25 protein-coding genes are annotated in these 25,172 nt (G+C 64.2%); 12 read left to right on the top strand and 13 right to left on the bottom strand.

Features of this window, described 5'->3' with window-relative positions; genetic code table 11:
* Positions 1 to 5: 5 nt before the first annotated feature.
* Positions 6 to 716 (bottom strand): SURF1 family protein, encoded by a 711-nt coding sequence (locus BT115_RS09815; protein ID WP_072322442.1) that lies wholly within the window; start codon positions 714 to 716, stop codon positions 6 to 8.
* 41 nt (positions 717 to 757) lie between these two features.
* Here BT115_RS09815 and BT115_RS09810 point away from each other — a divergent pair, with 41 nt between their 5' ends.
* Positions 758 to 994 carry a twin transmembrane helix small protein gene (locus BT115_RS09810; protein WP_072322441.1) on the top strand — a complete coding sequence of 79 codons (237 nt, stop codon included), beginning with the start codon at positions 758 to 760 and terminating at the stop codon, positions 992 to 994.
* 328 nt (positions 995 to 1,322) lie between these two features.
* Here the strand turns inward: BT115_RS09810 and BT115_RS09805 are convergent, their stop codons facing one another.
* The 3 genes from BT115_RS09805 to BT115_RS09795 form a co-directional block, all read right to left on the bottom strand.
* A complete protein-coding gene (locus BT115_RS09805) occupies positions 1,323 to 1,595 on the bottom strand; it encodes a hypothetical protein (RefSeq protein WP_072322440.1) in 273 nt (90 codons plus the stop codon).
* A 378-nt stretch (positions 1,596 to 1,973) separates the two neighbouring features.
* Positions 1,974 to 2,702: a hypothetical protein gene (locus BT115_RS09800; protein WP_072322439.1), complete on the bottom strand. Its 729-nt coding sequence runs from the start codon at positions 2,700 to 2,702 to the stop codon at positions 1,974 to 1,976.
* Between the two features lie 361 nt (positions 2,703 to 3,063).
* Positions 3,064 to 5,655: a glycoside hydrolase family 31 protein gene (locus tag BT115_RS09795; RefSeq protein ID WP_072322438.1), complete on the bottom strand. Its 2,592-nt coding sequence runs from the start codon at positions 5,653 to 5,655 to the stop codon at positions 3,064 to 3,066.
* Between the two features lie 406 nt (positions 5,656 to 6,061).
* Here BT115_RS09795 and BT115_RS09790 point away from each other — a divergent pair, with 406 nt between their 5' ends.
* Positions 6,062 to 6,304, top strand: coding sequence for a hypothetical protein (locus BT115_RS09790; RefSeq protein ID WP_072322437.1), 243 nt, complete (start codon positions 6,062 to 6,064; stop codon positions 6,302 to 6,304).
* A 795-nt stretch (positions 6,305 to 7,099) separates the two neighbouring features.
* Here BT115_RS09790 and BT115_RS09785 read toward each other — a convergent pair.
* Genes BT115_RS09785 through BT115_RS09770 form a run of 5 tightly spaced genes read right to left on the bottom strand, consistent with a single transcriptional unit; the run spans position 7,100 to position 11,200 of the window.
* On the bottom strand, positions 7,100 to 7,990 hold the full coding sequence (locus tag BT115_RS09785; RefSeq protein WP_072322436.1) for a cytochrome c oxidase subunit 3: 891 nt from the start codon (positions 7,988 to 7,990) through the stop codon (positions 7,100 to 7,102).
* 32 nt (positions 7,991 to 8,022) lie between these two features.
* A complete protein-coding gene (locus BT115_RS18925; RefSeq protein WP_255369400.1) occupies positions 8,023 to 8,148 on the bottom strand; it encodes a hypothetical protein in 126 nt (41 codons plus the stop codon).
* Positions 8,149 to 8,151: 3 nt separating this feature from the next.
* Entirely contained in the window at positions 8,152 to 9,765 is a 1,614-nt protein-coding gene (gene ctaD, locus BT115_RS09780) for a cytochrome c oxidase subunit I (protein ID WP_072322435.1), read from the bottom strand.
* A gap of 32 nt (positions 9,766 to 9,797) precedes the next feature.
* Positions 9,798 to 10,697: a cytochrome c oxidase subunit II gene (gene coxB / locus BT115_RS09775; protein ID WP_072322434.1), complete on the bottom strand. Its 900-nt coding sequence runs from the start codon at positions 10,695 to 10,697 to the stop codon at positions 9,798 to 9,800.
* A 20-nt stretch (positions 10,698 to 10,717) separates the two neighbouring features.
* Positions 10,718 to 11,200: a DUF2244 domain-containing protein gene (locus tag BT115_RS09770; protein WP_177257398.1), complete on the bottom strand. Its 483-nt coding sequence runs from the start codon at positions 11,198 to 11,200 to the stop codon at positions 10,718 to 10,720.
* Positions 11,201 to 11,376: 176 nt separating this feature from the next.
* On the opposite strand from BT115_RS09770, the gene putA reads away from it, so the two are divergent.
* The 4 genes from putA to BT115_RS09750 all read left to right on the top strand — a co-directional run bounded on the left by putA (position 11,377) and on the right by BT115_RS09750 (position 16,261).
* On the top strand, positions 11,377 to 14,529 hold the full coding sequence (gene putA, locus BT115_RS09765; protein ID WP_072322433.1) for a bifunctional proline dehydrogenase/L-glutamate gamma-semialdehyde dehydrogenase PutA: 3,153 nt from the start codon (positions 11,377 to 11,379) through the stop codon (positions 14,527 to 14,529).
* 152 nt (positions 14,530 to 14,681) lie between these two features.
* Positions 14,682 to 15,170 carry a DUF2599 domain-containing protein gene (locus BT115_RS09760; protein ID WP_072322432.1) on the top strand — a complete coding sequence of 163 codons (489 nt, stop codon included), beginning with the start codon at positions 14,682 to 14,684 and terminating at the stop codon, positions 15,168 to 15,170.
* A gap of 133 nt (positions 15,171 to 15,303) precedes the next feature.
* Complete coding sequence (locus BT115_RS09755; RefSeq protein WP_072322431.1) at positions 15,304 to 15,894, top strand: hypothetical protein; 591 nt, start codon at positions 15,304 to 15,306, stop codon at positions 15,892 to 15,894.
* 70 nt (positions 15,895 to 15,964) lie between these two features.
* Positions 15,965 to 16,261, top strand: a complete 297-nt coding sequence (locus tag BT115_RS09750) for a 2Fe-2S iron-sulfur cluster-binding protein (RefSeq protein WP_072322430.1) — start codon at positions 15,965 to 15,967, stop codon at positions 16,259 to 16,261.
* Between the two features lie 100 nt (positions 16,262 to 16,361).
* On the opposite strand, the gene dcp is transcribed toward BT115_RS09750, so the two are convergent.
* The 3 genes from dcp to bioD all read right to left on the bottom strand — a co-directional run bounded on the left by dcp (position 16,362) and on the right by bioD (position 19,705).
* The gene (dcp, locus tag BT115_RS09745; RefSeq protein WP_072322429.1) at positions 16,362 to 18,542 is read right to left on the bottom strand and encodes a peptidyl-dipeptidase Dcp; all 2,181 of its coding nucleotides are present in this window, start codon (positions 18,540 to 18,542) and stop codon (positions 16,362 to 16,364) included.
* 118 nt (positions 18,543 to 18,660) lie between these two features.
* Entirely contained in the window at positions 18,661 to 18,996 is a 336-nt protein-coding gene (locus tag BT115_RS09740) for a hypothetical protein (RefSeq protein ID WP_072322428.1), read from the bottom strand.
* A gap of 37 nt (positions 18,997 to 19,033) precedes the next feature.
* A complete protein-coding gene (gene bioD / locus BT115_RS09735; RefSeq protein WP_072323145.1) occupies positions 19,034 to 19,705 on the bottom strand; it encodes a dethiobiotin synthase in 672 nt (223 codons plus the stop codon).
* Between the two features lie 77 nt (positions 19,706 to 19,782).
* On the opposite strand from bioD, the gene BT115_RS09730 reads away from it, so the two are divergent.
* The gene (locus BT115_RS09730; protein WP_072322427.1) at positions 19,783 to 20,271 is read left to right on the top strand and encodes a GAF domain-containing protein; all 489 of its coding nucleotides are present in this window, start codon (positions 19,783 to 19,785) and stop codon (positions 20,269 to 20,271) included.
* Between the two features lie 312 nt (positions 20,272 to 20,583).
* Here the strand turns inward: BT115_RS09730 and yihA are convergent, their stop codons facing one another.
* Positions 20,584 to 21,228, bottom strand: a complete 645-nt coding sequence (yihA, locus tag BT115_RS09725; protein WP_072322426.1) for a ribosome biogenesis GTP-binding protein YihA/YsxC — start codon at positions 21,226 to 21,228, stop codon at positions 20,584 to 20,586.
* Positions 21,229 to 21,402: 174 nt separating this feature from the next.
* Between yihA and BT115_RS09720 the strand changes: the two genes are divergently transcribed.
* The 5 genes from BT115_RS09720 to BT115_RS09700 all read left to right on the top strand — a co-directional run bounded on the left by BT115_RS09720 (position 21,403) and on the right by BT115_RS09700 (position 25,138).
* On the top strand, positions 21,403 to 22,194 hold the full coding sequence (locus BT115_RS09720) for a c-type cytochrome (RefSeq protein WP_072322425.1): 792 nt from the start codon (positions 21,403 to 21,405) through the stop codon (positions 22,192 to 22,194).
* Between the two features lie 73 nt (positions 22,195 to 22,267).
* Entirely contained in the window at positions 22,268 to 23,167 is a 900-nt protein-coding gene (locus tag BT115_RS09715) for a thiol:disulfide interchange protein DsbA/DsbL (protein WP_072322424.1), read from the top strand.
* 29 nt (positions 23,168 to 23,196) lie between these two features.
* Complete coding sequence (locus BT115_RS09710; RefSeq protein WP_072323144.1) at positions 23,197 to 23,844, top strand: thiol:disulfide interchange protein DsbA/DsbL; 648 nt, start codon at positions 23,197 to 23,199, stop codon at positions 23,842 to 23,844.
* Positions 23,845 to 23,926: 82 nt separating this feature from the next.
* The gene (locus BT115_RS09705) at positions 23,927 to 24,739 is read left to right on the top strand and encodes an endonuclease/exonuclease/phosphatase family protein (protein WP_072322423.1); all 813 of its coding nucleotides are present in this window, start codon (positions 23,927 to 23,929) and stop codon (positions 24,737 to 24,739) included.
* A 6-nt stretch (positions 24,740 to 24,745) separates the two neighbouring features.
* Positions 24,746 to 25,138 carry a hypothetical protein gene (locus BT115_RS09700; RefSeq protein ID WP_072322422.1) on the top strand — a complete coding sequence of 131 codons (393 nt, stop codon included), beginning with the start codon at positions 24,746 to 24,748 and terminating at the stop codon, positions 25,136 to 25,138.
* The last annotated feature ends 34 nt before the right edge of the window (positions 25,139 to 25,172 follow it).

The following is a 25,172-nucleotide window of genomic DNA, read 5'->3' as shown; positions in this document are numbered from 1 at the left end:
GCTGCTCAACGTCGCTTGCGGTGCAGGAGGACGAAGATCACCACCGCCGCAAGGGCGAAGGTGAACCACTGGAAGGCGTAGGCGCGGTGGCGCGCCGGCGGCATGAAGCCGGGCGTCCAGTCGCGCGCGTAGATGCTCGCGGGGTCGGCGTCCATGAGCAGCACGCGAGGATACAGCGAGTGGCCCAGATCGGCAGCGATGTCCTTGAGATCCACGTAGATCACGGTCTTCTCGGCGCCCCGCTGCTCGGGCAGACGATCGCCGCCCATGCGGATGCCGACGCCCGGTGGCGGTACGTACAGGCCATGGACATCGGTGTCTCCCGTCGGCAGTGGCGGCAGGCGCGGATTCGCCCCACCCTCCTTGGGCAGGAACCCCAGGTCCACCAGCAGGTAGCGGTCGTGGCCGCGTGGCGCGAACGGCGCGTAGACATGCACGCCGAGCTGACCCGCGTGGGTCTGATCGTCCAGAAGGTAGTAGCGATCGCGTACGAAACTGCCGTGTACGTCGAGCCGCGGATAGCGATCGTCGGGCGGCGTCTCCGCCACCATGCCGAATTCCTCGACACCGGCCGCGGCGCCTGCGGCGAACCGCCGCAGCAGTTCGTCCTTTTCCGAGGCGCGGTCCAGTTGCCACATGCCCAGTCGCACGAAGACCAGGATGCCTGCCACCGTGAGTGCGACAGCGAACCACGTCGGACGGCGCAGAAAGGTCATGCAAGACCCCGCGCAGCCGCCGCTATACTCGGATTGTCGCAATGGGGCGGAACGGTCACGTGGAAACCATCTACAAATATGCGCTGGTGATCCTGCTGCTGGTGGTGTTGTTCAACCTCGGGCAGGCGCTTTTCTTCATGATGACCGACAAGGGCCAGAGCAAGCGCACCGTCTGGGCCCTCACCCGCCGTATCGGATTATCGCTGCTGCTCATCGCCATGGTGGCGCTGGGCATCTTCATGGGTTGGCTGCACCCCCACGGGGTGGGCCAATTCTAGGGCCTGTTTACCCTATTCGCGTAGCCCGCGTTGCCGCGGAGTGGCCGTCAGGTGGTAGTGCGTGGCGCCGGCCTGGCTGGCTGCCAGGCCAAGCCGCGCGCTGCCGCATGGCGGCCACTCCGGGGCAACCCAAAGGGCCGGGTCTGTTTGCCCGTCAGGCCTCGTCATCTCTCAGTTGTGTATCGACATACACTCCTTCGTTCTTCCTTGCCTGCCGAGCAAACAGCTCCCGGCGCGGGCCACGCGAATAGGGTAAACAGGCCCTAACGCGGGCCCGCCAAGAGCCAAGGCGCGGTGCGGCAATTGGCGCCGCCGATGGCGGCGGCGCTCACGGGTCGATCTGGGTGATCCGGGCCACCTTGCCGTCGATCAACTCGATCAGCACCGACTTGCCACCCCGGTAGTACTCCAGCCGATACCCTGCCAGGCCACCGCGATCGGTCTCGATCGGCGTTTCACGATCCGGCTTGCCAGCCACCTCGCGCAACCGACCTTCGCTGTCCCCGGTGGAAATCACGCGGGAACCGAGGCGATAAGTGTCCGCCGCTGCGGCGCTCGCCGCGAGACAGGTGAGGAAGAGAAAAGCAGCGGTACGCCTCATAGGTTCACCTTTCGCAAAGACGGTGCGTAGCGTGCTCCGCACTTATGGCAAACCGCTTCGCGGGGTGTCAATCGATGGGCATTGACCGTTCAGTGCGAGCTTATGCTGTTTCCGACCTAGTCCGGTGAATCTACCTAGAGCGTGCAGTGCATGTCGAACTGCGCGTGGGATTTCAAACCATAAGCATCAGTGAACTCGACCTCCCAGCGAATCGTTCCTTCGCCGGGATTGCTCGATGCGCAGCCGGCCCTCGTCACGAATGGGGATGACGTTTCAGTGAGGGACTGAGTTCCCCCTGTGCATTTCCATCCTACGGGACATGAGATGGGCTTGGTCTCTCGCAAAACCGGGAAAGTCGGATGGCCTTTGAACGGTGCTTCAAGATTGGCCGACTGCCCACGTCTTATCGTGATATCGGGATGGCTCACGATCGCGAACGCATCGGGAAGCGTGTTCCGCAGATACATGCGATATCCCTTTTTCCAGGCCGCGCATGGCGGCCTTTTGGAACTCCGGATCAGCAATAGCCGCTGCATCCTGGGCATTCGTATAGGTTCGGTGGTAATAAAGTCCGTGCCCTGCCGAGATAAGAACCTTTGTTGATTGTGGCTGACCGTTCGCACCGACCCTAGGAACGCGCCGCGGAGGTGCAGGCCTCCAGTCTTCGGGAAAATAATGGAAGATATCGTACCCATCAAAAACGAAGTCGACACCCTTAATCGGAGCAATGGCCTCCATCCGAAATATGAGCGTATTGGCGATCTCCATCAGGTGATCTTCGAACTCCCCTCCGTTGATTTTCGGCACATGACCTGATCCCAACTCGACAATGAGCTTGGTTCCATCATCGGTGAACCTGACGGTCGGTGTCCTGAGGATACCTTGACCGTCCAACTGCTCCTGCCTCTTAACAATGGTGCTTGTTTCGGCAGCAAGCAGCTGCTCCATCTCTATACGCTCGCTCGCACTCAATATCTGAGTGTCCTGCGAGCCGAAGGCCATGGCACCGGCGACGTTGGGCGCCAGTGCCACCCCAATCCACGCCGCCACAAGGCCTCGCAGGACCGCTCGCGCGCCTAACCGATTAAACGATGGAATACCCGTCATCTATCTCTCCCTGAAAAAGTTCTCGCGCATCGACGCGCGCCCCTTTCGAATGAGCGAAAGAAGGCACGGCCGATGGCGCGGCTAACGCGACAATGAGGTACGGCTCCCTGTAGGGATCTCACGCCCCATTACCTAGACAGTGCCGCCATTTCCCTCGTGCATTGACACGTTACACAAGAGCGAAAGCAAGGCATCGAACAACTGTCTTAGCGAGAACCTAATCCATCAAACAGGACATGCCTGCGTAGCCGTTGGGGCACACGGGATGCATGAGTCGAATTACGCAGCCGAGCCAGCACTAACACTGAGCGTTGTCTCAGACCACCGTTTAGGAACAAGCCGCGGGGCCTTAGCCTTCGACTCAGCGGCCCAGCTTCGCCTTGAACGTCGCGCGCATGTCGGCCGGTACGCCGCCTTGTTCCAGTGACTTGTCCAGCGCGGCGTAGCGCTTGCGGAATGCGGCGACCTCCTCGGCGAACTGGTCGGGGTGGTAGTCGATCAGCAAGTCGGCCTGCGCGGCGAGCGAGACCTCGTCGGGGACGCCGTTCACGTCTTGCCAGTGCGCCTTGAGCCAGGCCACCGCGGCGCGCACGTCACGCATCTGCCCAACCAGACCGTTGACGTCGGGTGCGTTGGCGGGCCATGTCACTTCGACGGTCTGCGCCTGGTCGTAGCCGTGCGCGGGGAGCGTGACATGCAGCGTGAGGTCCTTGCCGGCGAGACGCCAGGTGCCGGGCTTCGTTTCATCGGAACGGACGAGCGTCACGCCATCCACCGTCACGCGAGCGGGCATCGCGACGGCGGGCACGTCCACGGACCACTGGCGTGAGGTCGGCATGCCGGGGTAGCTACCCACACGCGGCGCAATGTGTACGCGCAGCGCGTGCTTCGACCATTCCGACGACAGCGCAGTGCGCGCGAACGCGTCGCCGCGATAGCCTTCGTCGTCGCCCGCATCCTCATACAGTTCCGCCTTCCCGTTGCCACCTGGATAGACGCGCAACGTACGTGCGCCAACGTCATGCGAGACGCTCACGGTCGGATCGGTGTTGGTGGGCACGATCGCTCCGGCACGCGCGAACACGGGCACTTCGTCGAGTCGATAGCGGGCCTGGATCGTGCGACCGCCCTTCACGACGCTACCGTCGTTGGTGTCGAACCAGTCGCCCATCGGCAGCCAGGTGGCGTGTGTGGCGAAGCCGTTGGCATCGCCGGCCGACGTCACGGGTGAGACGAGCAGGTCGTCGCCAAACATGTATTCGCCGCTGGCCTTATATGCTTCGTCATTGTCCGGCCACGCGTAATACATGGGACGCACGAGCGAGATGCCGGTGTCGTATGCCTTCCTGCCCATGGTGTAGGCATAGGGCAGGAAGGTGTAGCGCGTGAGCACCGTATCGCGCAGCGCATCGAACTCGGCGGGTGCGAAGCGCCACGGTTCCTTCGTGAGATCCGGATTCTTGGTCGTGTGGGTACGCATGATCGGGCTCCATGCACCGAACTGCATCCAGCGAATGTAAAGCTCCGGATCGATGCGACGCGTGGCGGGATCGCTTTCGTCGCGGAACGTATGACCGCCGAGGTCATGACTCCAATAGCCGTAGAGGACATTGGAAGCGGTGGCGGTGAAGCGCGGCTGGAATGCCAGCGATGCCCACGAAATGATCGAGTCGCCCGAGAAACCGACCTGATAGCGGTGATTACCGAGCCCGCCCCAGCGGTGGTAAATCAACGCGCGCCGCTTGCCCTCTTCCTGCATGTGGGTAAAGAACACGTGGTTGAGCCACCACGTATTGGACAGCCCGGGCATGGCCTTCGATTCCTTCCACTGCTGCCAATCGAGCCACCAGAAGGTCACACCCAGCGCGTTCAACGGATCGAGTACGGTGCGGAAATACGCTGCCATATAGTTGGCATCGGCGGCTTCGAACGGCAGCGGCTTCGCCGGATCGGCCCTCAGCGCCGCCATGAAATCCTTGTACGCATCCTCATGCGGCAGGATGCCTGAGGCCGGGTGCAGGTTCAGCGTGGTCTTTAGGCCTTGTTCGCCGAGCCAGTGCAGCAGGCGCCCCGGCTCGGGAAACAGGCTTCGATTCCACGTATAACCCGTCCACCCCATGCTCTGGCCGTTGACGTCTTTCTTGGGGTGAACCCATGAAAGGCCGTCGGTACGATGCCAGTCCATATCGATCACCAGGACATCGAGCGGAATGCCGTAGCGGTTGAAATGCGCGACGAGATCGCGCAGTTCGTCGTCGCTGTAGTTCCAGTAGCGCGACCACCAGTACCCGAAGGCATACCGCGGCGGCAGCGGCTCGCGGCCAGCCACCTGAGCAAAATCGCTCAGCGCGACCGCATAGTCATGACCGTAACCGAAGAAGGTTTGATCGGTGCAGTCCTGGCAGGTTCGGCGATGTACCCACGGCAGGGTCTCGTTGCCGAGCACATAGCTGCCGGTGTCGTCGACGACATGCCAACCATCGCGCGAGATCAGGCCATCGCCAAGGTCGAGCAGCGAGTTGTCCGAGGCGTGGCGATCGCCATCCACCTGATCGAGCGTGCGCGCCGTGCCGCCGAGGTTCGCGGTGTCCTTGAGGCCAGGATGCCAGTCGATGGCGGGCTTCGTCGTCTTCGACGCGATGCTGAGGTTGTCCGCCGTGAAGGCGCCCGAGCCTTCCTTGTAGCGCAGCGTGAGCACGTCGGTGCGAATGACGAGCCAGCCCTTTTCATGCGTGACCTGGGCTTTCGTCTCCGGCGCCGCGGCGCGTGTGGCGAAGACCAGTGATGGTGCATCTTCGAACTGCGCGCTCGGTGAGTATTCCATGCGGATCACGCGCGGCGTCAGCACCGTGAAGCGGGCCTGTCCGCTGACCACAGGCGCATCGGTGGCATGCAGCGGCGTGGTAATGGCGCAAGCCAACACCGCGAGCGCGATCAGTCGAAACATCGTCATGCGGAGCCTCCCCTACCAAGGACGCCCGAACCTAGCATGGGAGCGGTTTGACCGGGTCAGTTTGCCGACGGGCTATCGGATCTGGAGGGGTATTGATGCATCGCAATCGGAAAACGGAGCGCCAGAAGCAAGGCCGGCCTGCCCAAGCGATTCGTGAGTTGCGTCGTAAACAGCATCAATGACACGCGGGACCATGCGTTGGCGGCGAAACAAGAATGCGATCGGCTTGATCCATCCAATCGCGAGGTCGCATCAGCGAATGGGCACGATATTCCCCTACGCGAAATGGATGCGAACAGCTCAGCAGGTGCTGAAATTGTCAATGCAAACTGGGCATCGCGATCAAGCCCCACATAGGCTTTCCGCGAGGCAAACATTCCACCCTAAGATGAAAAGGAAAGTCAAAATGCGTGAACTAAGCTCTATCGAACTCGCCCATATTTCCGGTGGGCGCATCATGATTCCTGGTGCCTGCTCGACGGCAAATTTAGTGGCCGGCGCAGGCATCGGCGCCATGGGCATGGGGCTTCCTGGACTGTTTAGCGGGGGGCCGATCGGTGGGCTCGCAGGCGCGGTATTTGGAGGCAGCCTCGGGATGCTCGGTGCGGCGGTAAATTGCGGCATCGAACTGCGAGCAGCGAACCGGTGATTGGGCGGCGCGCCGCAAAGCTGAGCGGATGGCTTTCCGTGACACAGTCGTTTTGGATGTATACCTGGCGCGTCGGCATTGCGTGGTTCGGAACCTTGATGTTCGCATTTCACTGCATTTCCGCCGCGGTGAATGGAGATACGCTGACACCGAATCGAATGCTTCGCTTTTTCGTAATCGCCGAATCGACTGGTCTGATCGCCGGGCTACTCGGATGGTATTTATTCCGGGCGATCGGTCATAGCCGCGGACGATAGCGGGGACGTAGCGGCGTCTTTCCCGCTGTTTGCTTAGCGTCGGCGTGACTCGCCTTCGGCCTCGCATCGGCGCTTGTGCCGCTTCGAGAGGGGACGGTGAGGTGTGTTTGATCGGCGCTGTGCGTGATGTCGATGATCGTTCGCGCGGCGTCGCTGAGTAGCTCTGGTTTCGCAAGTCGACGGTAACGTCTCGTAGCGCGACGGTCGGCGGGTGTGCCGCCTCCCGACACACGACCTCTGTCTTGGTGGGAGTCTTTGGTGTCCCCCTCGATGCGAGTTTCCGCACAAGAGAGCGGCCGAAGGCCCATCGATACATGGGCCGCGCCAGCGGCCTTCCTTTTCGAACGCGGAGGACCTGTCTGAGCAGCGAGGGGGACACCGAAGGCTCTTGCCTCACCGTACAGCTAACGGTAGCTCCGGTAGCTGGACAGGTACAAATGCGCGCCGCGTGCCTCAACAAGCAGAAGAGCCCGCCTTGCGGCGAGCTCTTCAAAGAAGCACTTGCATCTAAGGACGAGGGCCTAAGGCCGCCCTTCGATCAGAGCACGTAGACGAACAGGAACAGCGCCAGCCAGACCACGTCGACGAAGTGCCAGTACCACGCGACCGCTTCGAAGCCGAAGTGATCGTCCTTGGAGAAGTGGCCCTTCGCGCAGCGCACCCAGATGATCGCGAGCATGATCGTGCCGAGCGTCACGTGCATGCCGTGGAAGCCGGTCAGCATGAAGAACGTGGCGCCGTACACGCCGCTGCCGAGGGTGAGGTTGAAGTGCTCGTACGCTTCCGCGTACTCGTGCGCCTGGAACCACAGGAACAGGCAGCCCAGCAGCACCGTGGCACCAAGGCCGATCAGCAGCGTCTTGCGGTTGCCGGCCTTGAGCGCGTGATGCGCGATGGTGATGGTGACGCCGGACGACAGCAGGATCAGGGTATTGAGCAGCGGGAGGCCCCACGCCGGGATGGTCTGGAACGAGCCGCCGATCTTCTCGGGACCGCCACCACCGCTGGCACCCCATGCCGCTTCATACCCCTGCCAGATGAACTGGTGGGTCAGCACGCCGTGGCCTTCGCCACCGAGCCAGGGCACCGCGAACAGACGTGCGTAGAACAACGCGCCGAAGAACGCGCCGAAGAACATGACCTCGGAGAAGATGAACCACATCATGCCCATGCGGAACGAGCGGTCCACCTGGCCGTTGTAGTTGCCCGCCAGCGACTCGTTGATCACCGAGCGGAACCAGCCGAAGAACATGCCCAGGATCATGGCGATGCCGACCCAGAACAGCGGCTTGCCGAAGCCACCCTGACCCGGTTGCGCGTTCAGCCAGTGCGCGGCACCGAACACGGTGACGAACATGGAGACCGCCGCCACGATGGGCCAGTAGCTCTTGCTCGGTACGAAGTAGACGTCTTGTTGCTGGTGACCCATGGTGGTTTCCCGTGGATTTCTTGTTTGGCCGGTCAGACCTTCAACATCTGCACGATCGACAGCAGGAACACCGCGACCGCGAAACCGCCCAGGATGTAGGCGGTGCGGCGGGCGCGCTTGCGGCGCGCCTCGGTTCCGGCGTCGGTGATCTGCTGCATCGATCAGTGTTCCGTGTTGCCGTGGGCGAGCTCGTCGTCATGAATGACCGGCGGCACGTCGAAGGTATGGAACGGCGCCGGGGACGGCACGGTCCATTCCAGACCCTTGGCCCCTTCCCACGAGCGATCGGCGGCCTTCTTCTTCGAGAAGAACACGCAGTGGATGATCACGCCGAGGAAGATCAGCTGCGAGGCGCCGAACCAGAAGCCACCGATCGAGCTGATCATGTTGAAGTTGGCGAAGGCCACGTTGTAGTCGGGGATGCGGCGCGGCATGCCGGCAAGACCGAGGAAATGCTGCGGGAAGAACAGCACGTTCACCGAGATCACGCTCGACCAGAAATGGATCTTGCCCCAGGTCTCGCTGTACATGTTGCCCGACCACTTCGGCAACCAGTAGTACGCGGCGGCCATGATCGAGAACGCGGCACCGGTCACCAGCACGTAGTGGAAGTGCGCCACCACGAAGTACGTGTCGTGATACTGGAAGTCGGCCGGTGCGAGGGCGAGCATCAGGCCCGAGAAGCCGCCGATGGTGAACAGGATCACGAAGGCGATCGAGAACAGCATCGGGGTCTCGAAGGTCATCGAGCCGCCCCACATCGTGGACACCCAGTTGAACACCTTCACGCCGGTCGGCACCGCGATCAGCATCGTCGCGTACATGAAGAAGATCTCGGCGCCCATCGGCAGGCCCACGGCGAACATGTGGTGGGCCCAGACGATGAACGAGAGGAACGCGATGGAGGCGATGGCGAACACCATCGCGCGGTAGCCGAAGATCGGCTTGCGGGCGAAGGTGGGGATGATCTCCGAGATGATCCCGAACGCCGGCAGGATCATGATGTAGACCTCGGGATGCCCGAAGAACCAGAAGATGTGCTGGAACAGCACCGGGTCGCCGCCGCCCGCGGCATTGAAGAAATTGGTGTGGAAATACTTGTCGGTCAGCAGCATGGTGACCGCACCGGCCAGCACCGGCATCACCGCGATCAGCAGGAACGCGGTAATCAGCCAGCTCCACACGAACACCGGCATCTTCAGCAGGTCCATGCCAGGCGCGCGCATGTTCAGGATCGTGGCGATGATGTTGATCGCGCCCATGATCGAGCTGATACCCATCAAATGCACCGCGAAGATCGTGTACGCGATCGATTCGCCCTGCAGCGACAGCGGCGGGTACATCGTCCAACCGCCGGCAGGACCGCCGCCCGGCATGAACAGCGTCGAGAGCAGCAGGATGAACGCGAACGGCATGATCCAGAACGACAGGTTGTTCATGCGCGGCAGTGCCATGTCCGGCGCGCCGACCATGAGCGGGATCATCCAGTTCGCGAGGCCCACGAAGGAGGGCATGATCGCGCCGAAGATCATTACCAGCGCGTGCATCGTCGTCATTTCATTGAAGAAATACGGCTGCACGAGCTGCAAGCCCGGCTTGAACAACTCCGCGCGGATGACCATCGCGAAGGCGCCGCCGATGAAGAACATCGTCAGCGAGAAGATCAGGTACAGCGTGCCGATGTCCTTGTGGTTCGTGGACATCACCCATCGCTGGAAGAAACCCTTGGGGGCTCCGTGGTGATCGTGGTGGTCGTGGGTGGCTGCGTGCGCCATGGCCTTGCACCTCTACCTAAGCTTGAATCGGGTTAACCCTGGGGGGCCGGGGCGGGAGCGGTCTGGGCAGTCTGCGCGGCCTTCTGAACCTTGGCCTCGTCTTCCTGCGTCGCCAGCCATTGTTCGAATTCGGCCTTGGGCACGGCCTTGACCACGATCGGCATGAAGCCGTGGTCCTGCCCACAGAGTTCGGCGCACTGGCCGCGGTACACGCCCGGCTCCTTGATCTTGGTCCAGGCCGAGTTGGCGATACCCGGAATCGCGTCCATCTTCCAGCCCAGCGCCGGCACCCACCAGGAGTGGATGACGTCGCCGCCGACGATCACGAAGCGGATCTTGGTATCGGTGGGCACGACGAGCGGCTTGTCGACGTCGAGCAGATAGGTCTGATAGCCATCGACCTGGATCTTCGCCGGATCGAGGTTGGAGCCGAGCTGGCGGGTGCGGTCGGAGGTTTCTTCCAGCTTCGACATGAAGCCGACCCGATCGACGCCCTTGCCCTTGTAGTCGACGTAGTCGTAGCGCCACTTCCACTGGTAGCCGGTGACCTTGATGGTCATCTCGGAGTTCGTGGTGTCGGCGAAGCTGGTGAGGCCACCTGTGGCCAGATGGGCCAGGAAGATCAGGATGATGACCGGGATCACGGTCCAGATCACTTCGAGCTTGGTGCTGTGCGACCACTTCTCGGCGACGGCGCCGCGCGACTTGCGGAAGCGGAACATGGCCACGAACATCGCGCCGAAGACGATCACGCCGATGACCACGCAGACCCACAGGGCGACCATGTGCATCGCATAGGGCGACCACTCCGCCGCGCCCTTGGTCATGTTCAACTGGTTCGGTTCGGGGTTGGCCCACGCCGCCCCTCCGAACAGCGCGAGGGCGCCTGCCGCCCACGCCGATACCGATCGTCCGATGCCGCCAGATGTCATGTCTTGCACCTTTGTTGAACCTACCTGCGCGTCTGGCCTGAGACTTCGGACAGCAGCACCATGAGTTTCCTTGACACCTCGGTCCTTTCCTCTTCCCCAAGGAAGGCACCGATTTCGAGCTCGTTTCCGTGCGACGTAAGCAACAGACGCTGCCGCCCGTTCCCCTGCGCCAGTCCGATCCGTACCCAATACGTCTGGAAGCGGACCGTCCGGCGACCCGGTACGGCACGAACCTCAAGCGTATCCGGGCCAATCGCGATACGTTCACCCCTGCCGCCAGCCCGCCAGGCCGCGCCAAGCGCGAATCCCACGACGAAGGCCTCCAGAAGGGCGAAGACCGGGGCGAATACATTGCCCTGCCACGCACCCCATGACGCCGTCGCCAAGGCCATCGCCGCAAGCCCGATGATCAGCCGACGCAGACCGCGCTTGTCCAACGCACGGTTGGGCCGAAGCCACAACACGCGCGGCTGACCCGCGGCGGTCGGTCGAAGCACGATCATGGGAGCCTGGCGTGCCTGGAACGTTGGGATGATAGGGCGCTAGTCAGCAAGCAGCAAGGTTGGAAGACGGCGCGTTGTCGCACCCAGGCCCCGCGCGGGCCACACCGCATCGCAACAACACACGAAGGGCGCCGCACCCTTACAATGGGCGGTCTCCCCCGTGCCCACACACCCAAGTGAACCCGACCATCCTCCGTCCCGAACTCCCGACCGGCGTCGAGCCGGCGCGTGCGCGCATCACGGCCGCCTGGCTGCGCGACGAAACCGAGGCCGTCAACGACCTCCTGGTCCAGGCCACCCTGCCCCCGACCGAGCGCGAGCACGTGATCGACGTGGCCGCCGGTCTGGTTACCCGCGTCCGCGCGCGCGCCAAGGACCAGAGCGCCGTCGAGTCGTTCATGCGCCAGTACGACCTCTCGTCCGAGGAAGGCGTGCTGTTGATGTGCGTGGCCGAGGCGCTGCTGCGCATTCCGGACAAGGCCACCGCCGACAAGCTCATCCGCGACAAGCTCGGCGAGGCGGACTGGAAGAAGCACCTGGGCCAGAGCGAGTCGTTGTTCGTCAACGCCTCCACCTGGGGCCTGATGCTCACCGGCCACCTGGTGAATCTGGCCGAGGAAACCCGCCACGACTTCACCTCCGCGTTGCGTCGCCTCGTGGGCCGTGCCGGCGAGCCGGTGGTTCGTCTCGCCGTGCGCCAGGCCATGCGGATCATGGGTCACCAGTTCGTCATGGGCCGCACCATCAAGGAAGCGCTCGACCGTTCCGCCGAGAAGGAGCATGCGGTCTATCGCTACTCGTACGACATGCTCGGCGAGTCGGCGCTCACCCAGGCCACCGCGGAGCGCTACCAGCAGGACTACCGCGACGCCATCAACGCCCTGGGCGCGCGCGGCCCCTTCCCGAACAATCTGGAGGCGCCGTCGATCTCGGTGAAGCTCTCCGCCCTGCACCCGCGCTACGAAGTGGCGAACCGTGCCCGTGCCCGTGTGGAACTTGGCGCGAAGCTTCTCGAACTCTCCCAGCTCGCCTACAAGAACGGTATCGCGCTTTCGGTGGACGCCGAGGAAGCCGATCGCCTGGAGCTGTCGCTCGACATCATCGGCGACGTCTTCGAACACCCGTCGCTCGAAGGCTGGAACGGCCTGGGCATCGTCATCCAGGCGTACCAGAAGCGCGCACCGTTCGTCATCGACTGGGTGACCGAGAAGGCGCGTGCCACCGGCCGCCGCTGGTTCGTGCGCCTGGTGAAGGGCGCCTACTGGGACGCGGAAGTGAAGCGCGCGCAGGAGAACGGCCTGTCGGGCTACCCCGTCTACACGCGCAAACCGAATACCGACGTCAGCTACCTCGCCTGCGCCCAGCGCCTGTTCGCCGCAGGCAGCGACCTCATCTACCCGCAGTTCGCCACGCACAACGCGCATACCATCGCAGCCATTCATCACATCGCGAAGGGTCGGCCGTACGAGAACCAGCGCCTGCACGGCATGGGCGCCGATCTCTACGCCGAGGTGATCGGCAAGGACAAGCTCAACGTGCCCTGCCGCGTCTACGCGCCGGTGGGCAGCCACGAGGACCTGCTGCCGTATCTCGTCCGTCGCCTGCTGGAGAACGGCGCCAACACGAGCTTCGTCAACCGCGTGGTGGACGAGAGCGTGCCGGTGCGCGAGCTGGTCGCCGATCCGTGCGAGATCGTGCGCGGCTTCGCCTCCATTCCCCACCCGCGCATTCCCCTGCCGGTCAATCTCTACGGTGAACTTCGGAAGAACTCCATGGGCATGAACTTCGCTAACGACAACGAGCTCAACGAACTCGCCGACGCCATCAACCGCCACAGCGGCCCCTGGAATGCCGCACCGCTCGTCGCGGGCCATGCCACGTCCGGCGCCAAGGTCGAGGTCACCGATCCGTCCGACCGTCGCCGCATCATCGGCACCGTCGAGAATGCCGACGCCGCGCTCGTCGATCACGCCCTTGCCGCTGCCGTGAAGGCGCAGCCGGGCTGGGATCGCCTGCCGGCGGCGAGCCGTGCGGCCATCCTCGAGCACGCTGCCGAGCAGCTCGAACACAACCGCGCCGAGTTCATCGCGCTGTGCGTGCGCGAAGCGGGCAAGAGCCTGCCGGATGCCATCGCCGAGATCCGCGAGGCCGCGGACTTCCTGCGCTACTACGCCACGATGGCGCGTCGCCTGTTCGGCCAGCCCGAGCAGTTGCCCGGCCCCACCGGCGAAAGCAATCAGCTGTTCCTCAACGGCCGCGGCGTATTCGTCTGCATCAGCCCGTGGAACTTCCCGCTCGCCATCTTCCTCGGCCAGGTCGCCGCCGCACTCGCGGCGGGCAATGCCGTGATCGCGAAGCCGGCCGAGCAGACCTCGCTCATCGGCTACCTGGCGGTGAAGCTGCTGCATGCGGCGGGCATCCCCACCGATGTGCTGCAGTTCCTGCCGGGCGATGGCGGCACCGTGGGCGCCGCGCTGACCCGCGACCCGCGCGTGGCCGGCGTGGCTTTCACCGGTTCGACGGAAACGGCTTGGGCGATCAACCGCGCGCTTGCTGCCCGCAACGCACCGATCGCAGCGCTGGTCGCCGAAACCGGCGGTCAGAACGCCATGATCGCCGACTCGTCCGCGCTGCCGGAACAGATCGTCAAGGATGTGATTTCGTCGGCATTCCAGTCGGCCGGTCAGCGTTGCTCGGCCGCGCGCGTGCTGTTCGTGCAGGAAGACATCGCCGACAAGGTGATCGACATGCTTGCCGGCGCCATGGCCGAACTGAAGGTCGGCGATCCGGGCCTGCTCTCCACGGACGTCGGCCCCGTGATCGACGAGGATGCACGCAAGATCCTCGTGGACCATGCGGCGCGCATGGATCGCGAGGCGAAGAAGATCGCCGAGGTCACGCTGCCGGAATCGACGGCCAACGGCACCTTCTTCGCGCCGCGCGCCTACGAGATCCCGTCGCTGCAGACGCTCACCCGCGAAATCTTCGGCCCGGTGCTGCACGTGATCCGCTGGAAGGGCTCGGAGCTGGAGAAGGTGGTCGATCAGATCAATGGCACCGGCTTCGGCCTGACGCTGGGCATCCACAGCCGCATCGACGACACCATCGAGTTCATCCAGAGCCGCGCACGCGTGGGTAACTGTTACGTCAACCGCAACCAGATCGGCGCTGTGGTGGGCGTGCAACCGTTCGGCGGTGAAGGCCTGTCGGGCACCGGCCCGAAGGCGGGCGGTCCGCACTACCTGCTCCGCTTCGCGGGCGAGCGCACCCTCACGATCAACACGACGGCGGCGGGCGGCAACGCATCGCTGCTCACGATCGGCGAGTAATCGCAAAGCGTTTCCGGCACGCCGGAACGAAAGCCCCTTCCCCGCGATGGGAAGGGGCTTTTTTTTGCACCGCCGCCAACGACGCGCAAGTCGCTATGCTCGTCACGTGCGCTGGAAGCGCCACGTCACCATGACCTCAAGGATGGAACGTCATGAAAGCATCAGGCATCGCTGTCGCGGGTATCGTCCTCTTGTTGCTGGCCGGTCTCGTCGTGTGGATCGCACACACGCTTCGTCCCCACCCCGTGCGCATCGTGGACGATGCACGGCACAGCACGCGGCTTGGTCGAGCGGCACCGTGCGACGCGCAGACCGGCGAAGGCTTCGTCGTCTCCGGCAAATGGCATATCGACGAATACGGACCGGTGCTGGAGGTCACGCCCACGCCCTGTGGGCGAAGGGTCAGCGAGGACCTCACCAAGCGGGACAGCCTGGATATGGAAGTCATCGAGAAATTCAGCGGCAATCTCAATTGGCGAAACACGCGCGGCATGATCAACCAGCTCGATTGTCACCTGATCAACTTTCCGCAGAAGCCCACCTGGAACCTTGAGCCCGACCGGCCTTACGTGGGCTACGCGGATACCTGGGCGGCAGAGTGCAATCCCAGTGTCGGTCGTCCGGACACGCCGTTCGAATAGGCGTCGCGCGCCGCGCATGACGCAACCGAACCGCCTACGTCGTCCGGCCTATTGCGAGTGCAGTCGCGTCGCTGCTTAGCTTGAGCACGTTCATTGCCGGCAGGATGCCGGTCCATGCCATGGAGGGTTTCACATGACGGCTCCCACGCAGGGCGCGGCACACCTGCCGCCCTTTCCGATATCAGCAGCAGGGCGGCACCACCCGCGCCAGCCGCCGAACGAAGCACAACGTGCGCTGGCCCTGTTGCCTGAAGGCAAAGGCGCGCCTGCCGTGAAGCCGCATCTCGAACGTTTCGAGCACGTCTCCTATCACACGCTTGCGGCGAACCAGACGCACGATCTGGGCGAACTGCTCGTCGTCACGGGCGACGAGGCGCTCGTCATCGTGGAGGCGGAGGACGGCTTTGCGTTAACCGCCGTCAGCGAAGGCAATCTGCGACTGCGCAACGCCTGCCAGATCCTGTTTCGTCACGCGTACCGGCACGTGACCTTTCACATCGAATTGGAAAGTCGCGCCGTGGACGTGCACGTCGGCCTGCTGCGGCATACGACGTTGACGGAAGTGCAGGCACTGACCGTGCACAAGCCGCGCGTGGCGCGCGCCCACGACGGCAGCCTCCTGCGCCACACGATCGATTACTGCGCACCGCCGCTGGAGGAAGTGCAGGGCATCGTCTGGCGTGGAGGCAACATGCGGATCAGCCGAATTCAGCTCGATCCGTGAGCGGGCCTATCGATGACTTCACGGGCACCCCGCTGAAGAACCGCAGCTATCAAGGACGGGAGCAAAAGACATGGCGACATACAAAGTGACACTGAAAATGCCGGAAGGGAAAGAGGCGAAAATAGAAGCGGACCCAGATACATACATCTTGGACGCAGCCGAAGAAGCCGGCATAGCGTTGCCCTATACATGCAGAGCGGGCACTTGCTCTACTTGCGCCGCAAAACTGATCAGCGGCACGGTCGATCAGAGCGACCAATCATTCCTCGACGATGAGCAAATAAAGAAAGGATATGTATTGACATGCATTGCGTACCCCACCTCCGATGTCACCTTGGAGACGCATCAAGAGGAAGCACTCTATTAGCCAAGGAAAGCAAATGGCGGTGGCAAGATGCGGATCAACTGCATCGACCTCCAACCGCCATACCAGGAGGGGCGGCCATGCGGCCGCCCCTCGTCCTGTATCACTTCAAGCCGCGATCTTTCAGCATCGGTTCGATGCTCGGATCCTTGCCGCGGAAGTCGCGGTAGAGCTTGCCCAGCTCTTCGGTGTTGCCGCGAGAGAGGATCTTGTCGCGGAAGATCTGGCCGTTCTCGCGCGTGAGCCCGCCGTGCTCCTGGAACCACTCGAACGCGTCGGAGTCGAGCATCTGCGTCCACAGATACGCGTAGTAACCCGCGGCGTAACCGCTGCCCCAGATGTGCGCGAAGTAGCTGGAACGATAGCGCGGCGGCACCTGCGGTAACGTGAAGCCCGCCTGCTTCAACGCATTGGCTTCGAACGTATCCACATCGGGCTTGGGCGAATTCGGCGGCAGCATGTGCCAGCGCATGTCGAGCAGGGCGGCGGAAATCAGCTCACTCATCGCGTAGCCCTGATTGAAGCTCTTCGCCTTCTTGATCTTCTCCACCAGGGCGGCCGGCATCGGCGCACCGGTCTGGTAGTGCTTGGCATAGTTGGCAAAGACCTTCGGATCGGTCGCCCACTGTTCGTTGAACTGCGAGGGGAACTCGACGAAGTCGCGTGCCGTGTTCGTTCCCGACAGCGTGGGGTAGCGCGATGCGGCGAACATGCCGTGCAGGGCGTGGCCGAACTCGTGGAACATCGTCGTTACGTCATCGAACGACAGCAGCGCCGGCTGGCCCGCCGCGGGCTTGGTGAAATTGGTGACGTTGTAGACGACCGGCTTCGTGCCGAGCAACGTGGACTGGTCCACCAGGTTGCTCATCCATGCGCCGCCGTTCTTGTTGTCGCGCTTGAAGTAGTCGCAATAGAACAACGCCATGGAGGTGCCGTCCTTGTCGAACACCTCGAACACGCGCATGTCCGTCTGCCACACCGGGATATCCTTGCGCTCCTTGAACGTGATGCCGTAAAGCTGGTTCGCGGCGTAGAACACGCCGTTCTGAAGCACGTTGTCGAGTTCGAAATAAGGGCGGATCTGCGCCTCGTCGAGGTCGTACTTCGCCTTGCGCACCTTCTCGGCGTAGTGATCCCAGTCCCAGGCCTGCACCTGGAAACCGCCCTTCTCCTGGTCGATCACCTGCTGGATGTCTTTCGATTCGGCGGTGGCGCGAGCCACGGCCGCGGGTGCGAGGCGCTCCATGAAGGCCTCGGCGGCCTCCGGCGTCTTCGCCATCTGGTCGTCGAGTTTCCACGCGGCGTAGTTCGGGAAGCCGAGCAGCTTCGCGCGCTCGGCGCGCAGCAGCGCGATGCGCGTGATGATCTCGCGCGTATCGTTGGCATCGCCGTGCTCGGCACGCTCCCACGACGCCTTGAACAGCTTCTCGCGCGTGGCGCGATCGTTCATGGCCTGCAGGTCCGGCTGCTGCGTGGTGTTCTGCAGCGGGATCACATACTTCCCGTCGAGCTTGCGGTCCTTGGCAGCGAGCGCCGCGGCTTCGATCTCGGCGTCGGAGAGACCATCGAGCGCCTTCTTGTCGTCTACGACCAGCGCGCCGGCCTTCGTCGCCGCGAGAAGCTGGTTCGAGAATCGTGTGCTGAGCGTCGATTCTTCCTTGTTGATCGCCTTGAGCCGCTGCTTGTCGGCCGGCGACAACTTGGCGCCCGCGTGCACGAAGTCCTGATAGACCACGTCGAGCAGACGCGCCGATTCCGGATCGAGTTTCAGCGCATCGCGCTTCTGGTAGAGCGTCTCCACGCGCTTGAACAGCTTGTCGTTGAGGTAGATCGCATCGCTATGCGCCGCCAGCTTGGGCGATTCGTCTTCATCGACCTTCTGCAGCGTGTCGTTGGTGTTGGCGCCCGTCAGCGCGCCGAAGACGTTCTGCGTGCGCTTGAGCAACTCGCCGGACTTCTCCATCGCCACGATGGTGTTGTCGAACGTGGGTTCGGCCGACGCATTGGCGATGGCCTCGATTTCCTTGAGCTGCTGACGCATGCCCTCTTCCAGCGCGGGCTGAAAGTCCGCATCGACGATCTTGTCGAACGGGGGTGCCTGGAACGGCAGCGTGCTGCGCGTGAGCAACGGGTTGGTGTGCATGCGGGAAGCCTTGGCAGTCTTGGCCTGGGCGGCCGGTGCGCCAGAGGACGGGGCCGCCGTCGCGGCGCTGGCGTCGCTGGCCGACGCATGGGCGGCGAAAGCGATCGACATGGCGATCGCGAGCGTATGGACCTTCGGCATGAGCAGGTTGTCCCCTGGCGTGAAAGGCACCGACTCTAGCCGCGGCGATGCGGCGGGGACAACCACCATCGGTCGCGGGCACCTGCACGGACGGCCGTTACCGGCCGTGCGGCACGCGTCAGCGGGTGTCGCGTAGCTGCCAGCTCGATCCGATCAGGAGGTTCAGGCGATGCTTCACGATCCGCATCGGCAGCGAGGTGGTGAGCTGGACGTCGTTGCGGTCGTTGGACAACTCGCCCTTGGCCGACGCCGAGGCGTCGGTGACGCCCAGACTCGGATCGACCTCGTCAGGGTCCGGCTGCTTGGCGCGCCAACGCTGGAAGAGGCTGTCGCTGCGCATCGCTTCGGCGATGTCGGCGGCGAGTTTTTCCGGGCCGATGCCCTCGAAGGAAAGCTCGGGGTCGGGACCCTTCGCCCTGCTCATGTCCTGTACGGAAAGGTAGTAGGTGGTCATGACATCACTAGTTAAGGCTGCGGCCGTGAAGGCACCGTCAGCCAAGTGAAGAGAGATCGATCAGAACGGCCGCGTCCGCCGGTGCCACGCGATGCGGCAGCACGCCAAGGCAAGGCGCCGGCAGATACTCGCGCAACGTCGCCACATTCTCCTCCAGCAACGGCATGGTCGGCTCGATGAGGTTGCCAATCCATCCGACAAGACGGCATCCATCGGCCTCGATTGCCCGCGCCGTCAGGCGCGCGTGGCTGATGCAACCCAGGCGCACACCCACCACCAGGACCACGGGCAGGTTCCAGCGCCTCGGTATGTCTTCGGCGGACATGCCTTCGGCCAGGGGCACCAGCCAACCGCCCACACCCTCGACCACGACGCGCTCGTAATCGCGGGTCAGCGTCTCGAAGGCGGCATCGAGCGGTTCCCACGCGATGGGCGTGCCGGTCAGGCGTGCGGCGAGATGCGGCGCCACCGCATCTTCCAGAGCAATCGGGTTGACGCGTTCATAGGGTGGCGGCGGTGTACTTGCGGCCTGCAGGTCCAGGGCGTCCTGATTGCGCAGGCCGTCGCGCGTGCGCGCCGAGCCGCTGGCGACCGGCTTCATGCCGGCCACCCGATCGCCTGCGCGGCGAAAGGCATGGATCAGCGCCTGGGTGCCGTGCGTCTTGCCCACGCCGGTATCGGTACCGGCGACGAAGAAGTGTCGAGACATCGTGCGGTGGCCTTGCGGAGGAACGGACGTGGCACCATACACGGCTTCTGTCCCTTAAATTGCATCCGGAACCTGCCATGTTCGAAGCCAAGGCGATCGCCACCGACGACAAGGCCACGCTGTACGCCGAGCTGGTCGAGCAGGCCGAGGGCCTCATGCACGGCGAGACCAGCGTCATCGCCAATGCGGCCAATTTCGCCGCACTCGTCTACGACGCCGTACCCGATCTCAACTGGGCCGGCTTCTACCTGTTCGACGGCACCGAGCTGGTCGTGGGGCCATTCCAGGGCAAGCCCGCCTGCATTCGCATCGCGCTCGGTCGCGGCGTGTGCGGCACAGCGGCGCAGACGCGCCAGACCCAGGTCATCCGCGACGTGCACGACTTCGATGGGCACATCGCCTGCGATGCAGCCTCCAACTCGGAGATCGTGGTGCCGCTGGTGAAGGCGGACGGCAGCTTGTTCGGCGTGTGGGACGTGGACAGCCCCTCGGTGGCACGCTTCGACGACGAAGACCGCAAGGGCATGGAAGCGTTGTGCAGGGTCTTCATGGACACGCTGGGCTGACCCGGTAGAACTCGCGGAAACCATCGCTACCGACTGTGGGAGCGCGCCATGTAGCGGCGCGATACCTACGAAGCAAAGGTAGGAGCCACCCTGGTAGCGATGAGCCAAAAGGTGCCGGTGGGAGCCAGCCTGCTGGCGAAAAGCCAACGAAGCGGTGTAGCAGCGAGGCAAGCTCCCATCGCCAGCAGGCTGGCTCCCACCGGCTAGTCGCTACCGACTGTGGGAGCCGCTATAGCGGCGAGAAGCCAACGAGGCGGTGTAGCCGCGAGGCGGATTCCCTCGCCGCCATGGCGGCTCCCACAGATGGCGGCCTTACAGTTCGTGGGGCCTTGGCGTCGCCAGCAGCTCCATGATCCGCGCACGCGCTTCCTCGATACCGGTTTTCGCGGTGGAGGAGAACACCTGGGCCGTGCCCTGCACGCCGTTCTGGCGGAAGTCCTTGCGCAGCACGTCCAGCGCCTTGCTCGCCTGACCGCGCGAGACCTTGTCGGCCTTGGTCATCAGCACGTGGCAGGGGAGATCGGTCGCCGCGCAGAAAGAAAGCATCGTCCGATCGAAGTCCTTCAGCTCGTGGCGGATGTCGACGATGAGCACGATGCCCCGCAGGCTTCGGCGCATCTTCAGATAGGCGTCGATCTCGGCTCGCCAATGCTGGCGCATCGCTTCGGGCACCTTGGCGTAGCCATAACCCGGCAGGTCGACCAGGCGTGCATCGACGGGCGCCGCGCCCTCCGTCTTCAACGGTGGCAGGTCGAACACGACCATCAACTGCGTCCGCCCCGGCGTCTTCGACGTGCGCGCCAGACCGTTGTGCCCGGTGAGGGCGTTCAGCGCGCTCGACTTGCCCGCGTTGGAGCGGCCGGCGAAAGCGACCTCGGCGCCCTGGTCGAAGGGCAGCTGGGTGATTTCATGCGCGGCGAGGACGAAGCGGGCGCCGTTCAGGGGATTGGAAGACATGGAAGGATGGCCCGCAGGGCACGAAGAAACGGAGGCCCGGCAGTGTATGCGATCGGGCACCCCGCCGCGCGTTGACGCGGTTTGACCGGGCTCTCCCGCGCCCCCCATAATCTTTTGGATGAGGCGCGGCAGGGAACGCGCCCCGGTCCGGAAGGTTCCCCTTTGGAGAGACTTATGAAGTTTCGGCACGCCGCCGCTGCCATTACCGCGTTGCTCGTCATGCATGCAGCCGCGGCCCAGACCGCCGTTCCCGCCAAGCCGGCGTCCACGCCGGCCCCGGCAAGCGCCGAGGCCAAGCCCGGCGGCAATCCCACGACCGATCCCGCCACGGCAGGCATGCCGAAGGCCGAGACGCCCACGGTCGCCAGCGGTCCGGTGAAGCCGGGCGACGCGACGGCCGGCCAGGGCAAGGCTGCCGCATGCGGCGCCTGCCACGGCATCGACGGCAATTCCAGCGATCCGCAATACCCGCGCCTCGCCGGCCAGAGCGAGCAGTACATCGCCGCACAGCTCGAAGCCTTCAAGTCGGGCAAGCGCATGAACCCGATCATGATGGGCTTCGCACAGCCGCTGTCCGAGCAGGACATGCACGACATCGGCGCGTACTTCGCCAGCAAGGCCTCGTTGCCGGGCGTGGCGGACCAGGCGCTGGTCGCCCAGGGTCAGACGCTGTACCGCCAGGGCGACGTGGATCGCGGCATCCCCGCCTGCATGGCCTGCCATGGCCCGGACGGCCGCGGCAATCCGGGTGCGCACTACCCGCAGCTCACCAGCCAGCATGCCAAGTACATCGAGGCGCGCCTGAAGGCATGGCACGACGGCAGCGCGACGACCGACACCCCGCACGGCAAGATCATGTCGAGCATTGCGCAGAAGCTCGACGATAAGGACATCGCCGCTGTCGCCAGCTACATCGAGGGTCTGCATACCAACGATCCGACGTCTGCCGCGCCCGCGACGCCCTGATGGCGTTAAAGTTGCGAGATCGAACGGGCCTTCGGGCCCGTTCCTTTTTAAGAAGGTAAGAAAAGGACCCCCCATGCGTATGCGCCTTCCCCTCCTCTGCGCCGCCTTGATCGGCCTCGCCGCCTGCAGTTCGGGCAACACCGACGGCTCCGCCGGCACCCCGCCCGCCGCTTCCACCGCCGCGCCGGCGCCCGCAGCGACGGCTCCCGCCCAACCGTCCACCACGGCAAGCGCGCCGGCTGCCGCCTCCACCGCGGCACCCGCTGCTGCCGGTAGCGCCGCCTCGCCCGCCCCTGCCGCCGCAAGCGCGGACGCCGAGGACGCCAATCGCCCGGCGCCGAAGCCCTTCGTCGACGATGGCAAGTGGGTGGAAGGAAAGAACTACTTCCGCATCGATCCGGCGCAGCCGACCAGCACGCCCGGCAAGATCGAAGTGACCGAGGTGTTCTCGTACGGCTGCCCGGCGTGCTTTCAGTACCACGGCGTGGTGGATGAGCTGGCGAAGAGCCTGCCGAAGGGCGCGGTGATGACCTATACGCCCGCCTCGTTCCGCCCCGACGAAAACTGGCCGCTGCTGCAGCGCGCCTACGTCACCGCACAGGCCTTCGGCGTGGACAAGCAGAGCCACGACGCGATGTTCGATGCGGTGTTCAAGAGCGGCGAACTCGGCATGATGGACCAGAAGACCGGCAAGCCGAAGCCGCAGTCGGCCTGGCCGACGATCGAGGACGTCGCGAAGTTCTATGCGAAGTTCGGCGTGAAGCCCGAAGAATTCGTTGCCACGGCCAACTCCTTCACCATCAACACGAAGATGAAGCGGGCCGATGAACTGATCCGTGCGTACGAGGTCGATAGCACGCCCACGATCGTCGTCAACGGCAAGTACCGCCTCACCCCGATTTCTGCTGGCGGCTATCCGCAATCGGTCGAGCTGACCCAATGGCTCGTCAGCAAGGAAGCCGCGGGCAAGTGATCGCGATTCGACCCCTTCCGGAGATTTCCATGTTCAAGCGTCTTTCGCTTCTCTTCGTCGGCCTTGCGCTGACCGCCGCCTGCAGCGCGCGGCCCGCCGATACCGCCGCCGCGCCATACACCGACGGCCAGCAGTACGTCGCCACCAGCACGCCGCAGCGCCTCGATCCCAAGGACGGCAAGGTGGAGGTGGTCGAGGTGTTCTCGTACGGCTGCATCCATTGCGCGCACTACGAGCCGAAGGCCGAGCAGTTGCAGAAAGAGCTGCCCAAGGGCGTGGCGTTCCGCCTCCTGCCGGCTGCCTTCAACGATGCGTGGCTGCCGTACGCGCAGGCGTACTACGCCGCCAAGAAGCTCAACGTCCTCGACAAGTCCCATGCCGCGCTGTTCAAGGCGATTCACGAAGACCACTACCCGCTGCGCACCATCGACGAGCTGGCCGACTGGTACGCCAAGGGCTATGGCGTCGACAAGAACGCTTTCCTGGCCGCGGCCAACAGCGATGCGACCAAGCAGCAGATCGACCGCGACACCAAGCTGATCCAGGGCTGGGGCGTCGACGGTACGCCCACCATCGTCGTCGATGGTAAGTACCGCAGCGCCAGCATCAAGGATTTCGACGAACTCAACGGGGTCGCGAAATACCTGGTGGACCGGGAACTGAAGGGCGGCAAGTAATCCGCCCCCACCGATGCCCTCCGTTCACGCGGCGGGGGGCATCCTCTGGCCTCCCCGGCCAGTCGAGACCGACGCAGCATCCATGACCCGCGCCACGCCGAATCCATCGCTCGCTCCGCAGGGCACCTTGCGGCTGTTGAGCTGCAACATCCTTGCCGGCGCGAGCGTGCAGCGCTACAGCGACTACGTGACCCGCAGCGTCAACGCCGTGTTGCCGGGTCGATCCAAGCTCGCCAACCTCGATGCACTGGCGGAACTGCTCCACGACTTCGACGTGGTAGGTCTGCAGGAAGCCGACGCCGGCAGCCTGCGTTCCGGCTTCCTCAATCAGACCCGGTACATCGCCGAGGCGGCGGGCATGCCGTTCTGGAGCCACCAGCCGAACCGGCCGATGGCACGCGTGGCGCATTCCGCCAATGGGCTGCTGAGCCGGATCGAACCGAGCGAAGTCATCGACTATCCGCTGCCCGGACGAATCAAGGGCCGCGGCGCACTGTTCGTCCGCTTCGGTCACGGTCCCGAGGCACTGGTGGTGGTGATCGCCCACCTCTCGCTCGGCGCCGCCGCGCGTCTCGGGCAGCTCGCCTTCATCGCCGAGCTGCTGGCGCCGTATCCGCATGCCGTGCTCATGGGCGACCTCAACACCGAGCCGACCAGCCCGGAAATGCGCCATCTATTCGAGCGCACGGCGCTGCAGCCGCCCACCGTGGCGACGCCCACGTTTCCCAGTTGGAAGCCGCGGCGCGCGCTCGATCACATTCTCACGTCGGCAGACATCGCCCTCGAACGCACGTGGACATTGCCACGCGCTTTCTCGGATCATCTGCCGCTCGCCGCCGAGATCCGCCTGCCGCTTCCCCTGGCACACGCGGCCGGCACAGCCACCAAGGACTAGGCCAGCATGAAATCCTCCCTGCGTACCACCCTTCCCTGGGCCGTCATCGTCGTCGTTGCCCTCGCCGCCACGCTCGTGCGTTACGAGTTCGTCGAGCCGCCGCACATGGCGCATGCGTGCGAAGCCGCCACGGGACCGTGGTGGTGTGACCTGCGCGAGGCTGTCGTGCGCGGGTTCCTGAGCTATGGCTACGGCTACGCCGCGGTGCTCGCGGCGCTGCTCGCCGTGTGCTGGCGGCATACGTTTGCCGCGGTGCTCGCCGTCTCGCTCGGCGCCATCGCCTTGCAGTTGTACTGCTACGAAGGCGGTGCGCTCGCGCTGCTGATCGGCACGCTGCGGCTGGTGCGCATTCAATACGACCGCGCAAGGCCCGCGCTGGATCAGCCGGTCCGCGCTTAGCGCAGCAGTCATCGGCACCGCGAGCGATACCTCG

The organism is Luteibacter sp. UNCMF366Tsu5.1, assembly GCF_900119235.1.
GTDB classification, from domain to species: Bacteria; Pseudomonadota; Gammaproteobacteria; order Xanthomonadales; family Rhodanobacteraceae; genus Luteibacter; species Luteibacter flocculans.
Note: the sequence above shows the minus strand (reverse complement) of the source record. Positions and strands in the feature narration are given on the sequence as shown.

Bases quoted from the DNA above. Each gene is read 5' to 3' on its own strand.
- BT115_RS09815 (WP_072322442.1), bottom strand. From the start codon at position 716: ATGACCTTTCTGCGCCGTCCGACGTGGTTCGCTGTCGCACTCACGGTG.
- BT115_RS09810 (WP_072322441.1), top strand. From the start codon at position 758: ATGGGGCGGAACGGTCACGTGGAAACCATCTACAAATATGCGCTGGTG.
- BT115_RS09805 (WP_072322440.1), bottom strand. From the start codon at position 1,595: ATGAGGCGTACCGCTGCTTTTCTCTTCCTCACCTGTCTCGCGGCGAGC.
- BT115_RS09800 (WP_072322439.1), bottom strand. From the start codon at position 2,702: ATGACGGGTATTCCATCGTTTAATCGGTTAGGCGCGCGAGCGGTCCTG.
- BT115_RS09795 (WP_072322438.1), bottom strand. From the start codon at position 5,655: ATGACGATGTTTCGACTGATCGCGCTCGCGGTGTTGGCTTGCGCCATT.
- BT115_RS09790 (WP_072322437.1), top strand. From the start codon at position 6,062: ATGCGTGAACTAAGCTCTATCGAACTCGCCCATATTTCCGGTGGGCGC.
- BT115_RS09785 (WP_072322436.1), bottom strand. From the start codon at position 7,990: ATGGGTCACCAGCAACAAGACGTCTACTTCGTACCGAGCAAGAGCTAC.
- BT115_RS18925 (WP_255369400.1), bottom strand. From the start codon at position 8,148: ATGCAGCAGATCACCGACGCCGGAACCGAGGCGCGCCGCAAGCGCGCC.
- ctaD (WP_072322435.1), bottom strand. From the start codon at position 9,765: ATGGCGCACGCAGCCACCCACGACCACCACGATCACCACGGAGCCCCC.
- coxB (WP_072322434.1), bottom strand. From the start codon at position 10,697: ATGACATCTGGCGGCATCGGACGATCGGTATCGGCGTGGGCGGCAGGC.
- BT115_RS09770 (WP_177257398.1), bottom strand. From the start codon at position 11,200: ATGATCGTGCTTCGACCGACCGCCGCGGGTCAGCCGCGCGTGTTGTGG.
- BT115_RS09760 (WP_072322432.1), top strand. From the start codon at position 14,682: ATGAAAGCATCAGGCATCGCTGTCGCGGGTATCGTCCTCTTGTTGCTG.
- BT115_RS09755 (WP_072322431.1), top strand. From the start codon at position 15,304: ATGACGGCTCCCACGCAGGGCGCGGCACACCTGCCGCCCTTTCCGATA.
- BT115_RS09750 (WP_072322430.1), top strand. From the start codon at position 15,965: ATGGCGACATACAAAGTGACACTGAAAATGCCGGAAGGGAAAGAGGCG.
- dcp (WP_072322429.1), bottom strand. From the start codon at position 18,542: ATGCCGAAGGTCCATACGCTCGCGATCGCCATGTCGATCGCTTTCGCC.
- BT115_RS09740 (WP_072322428.1), bottom strand. From the start codon at position 18,996: ATGACCACCTACTACCTTTCCGTACAGGACATGAGCAGGGCGAAGGGT.
- bioD (WP_072323145.1), bottom strand. From the start codon at position 19,705: ATGTCTCGACACTTCTTCGTCGCCGGTACCGATACCGGCGTGGGCAAG.
- BT115_RS09730 (WP_072322427.1), top strand. From the start codon at position 19,783: ATGTTCGAAGCCAAGGCGATCGCCACCGACGACAAGGCCACGCTGTAC.
- yihA (WP_072322426.1), bottom strand. From the start codon at position 21,228: ATGTCTTCCAATCCCCTGAACGGCGCCCGCTTCGTCCTCGCCGCGCAT.
- BT115_RS09720 (WP_072322425.1), top strand. From the start codon at position 21,403: ATGAAGTTTCGGCACGCCGCCGCTGCCATTACCGCGTTGCTCGTCATG.
- BT115_RS09715 (WP_072322424.1), top strand. From the start codon at position 22,268: ATGCGTATGCGCCTTCCCCTCCTCTGCGCCGCCTTGATCGGCCTCGCC.
- BT115_RS09710 (WP_072323144.1), top strand. From the start codon at position 23,197: ATGTTCAAGCGTCTTTCGCTTCTCTTCGTCGGCCTTGCGCTGACCGCC.
- BT115_RS09705 (WP_072322423.1), top strand. From the start codon at position 23,927: ATGACCCGCGCCACGCCGAATCCATCGCTCGCTCCGCAGGGCACCTTG.
- BT115_RS09700 (WP_072322422.1), top strand. From the start codon at position 24,746: ATGAAATCCTCCCTGCGTACCACCCTTCCCTGGGCCGTCATCGTCGTC.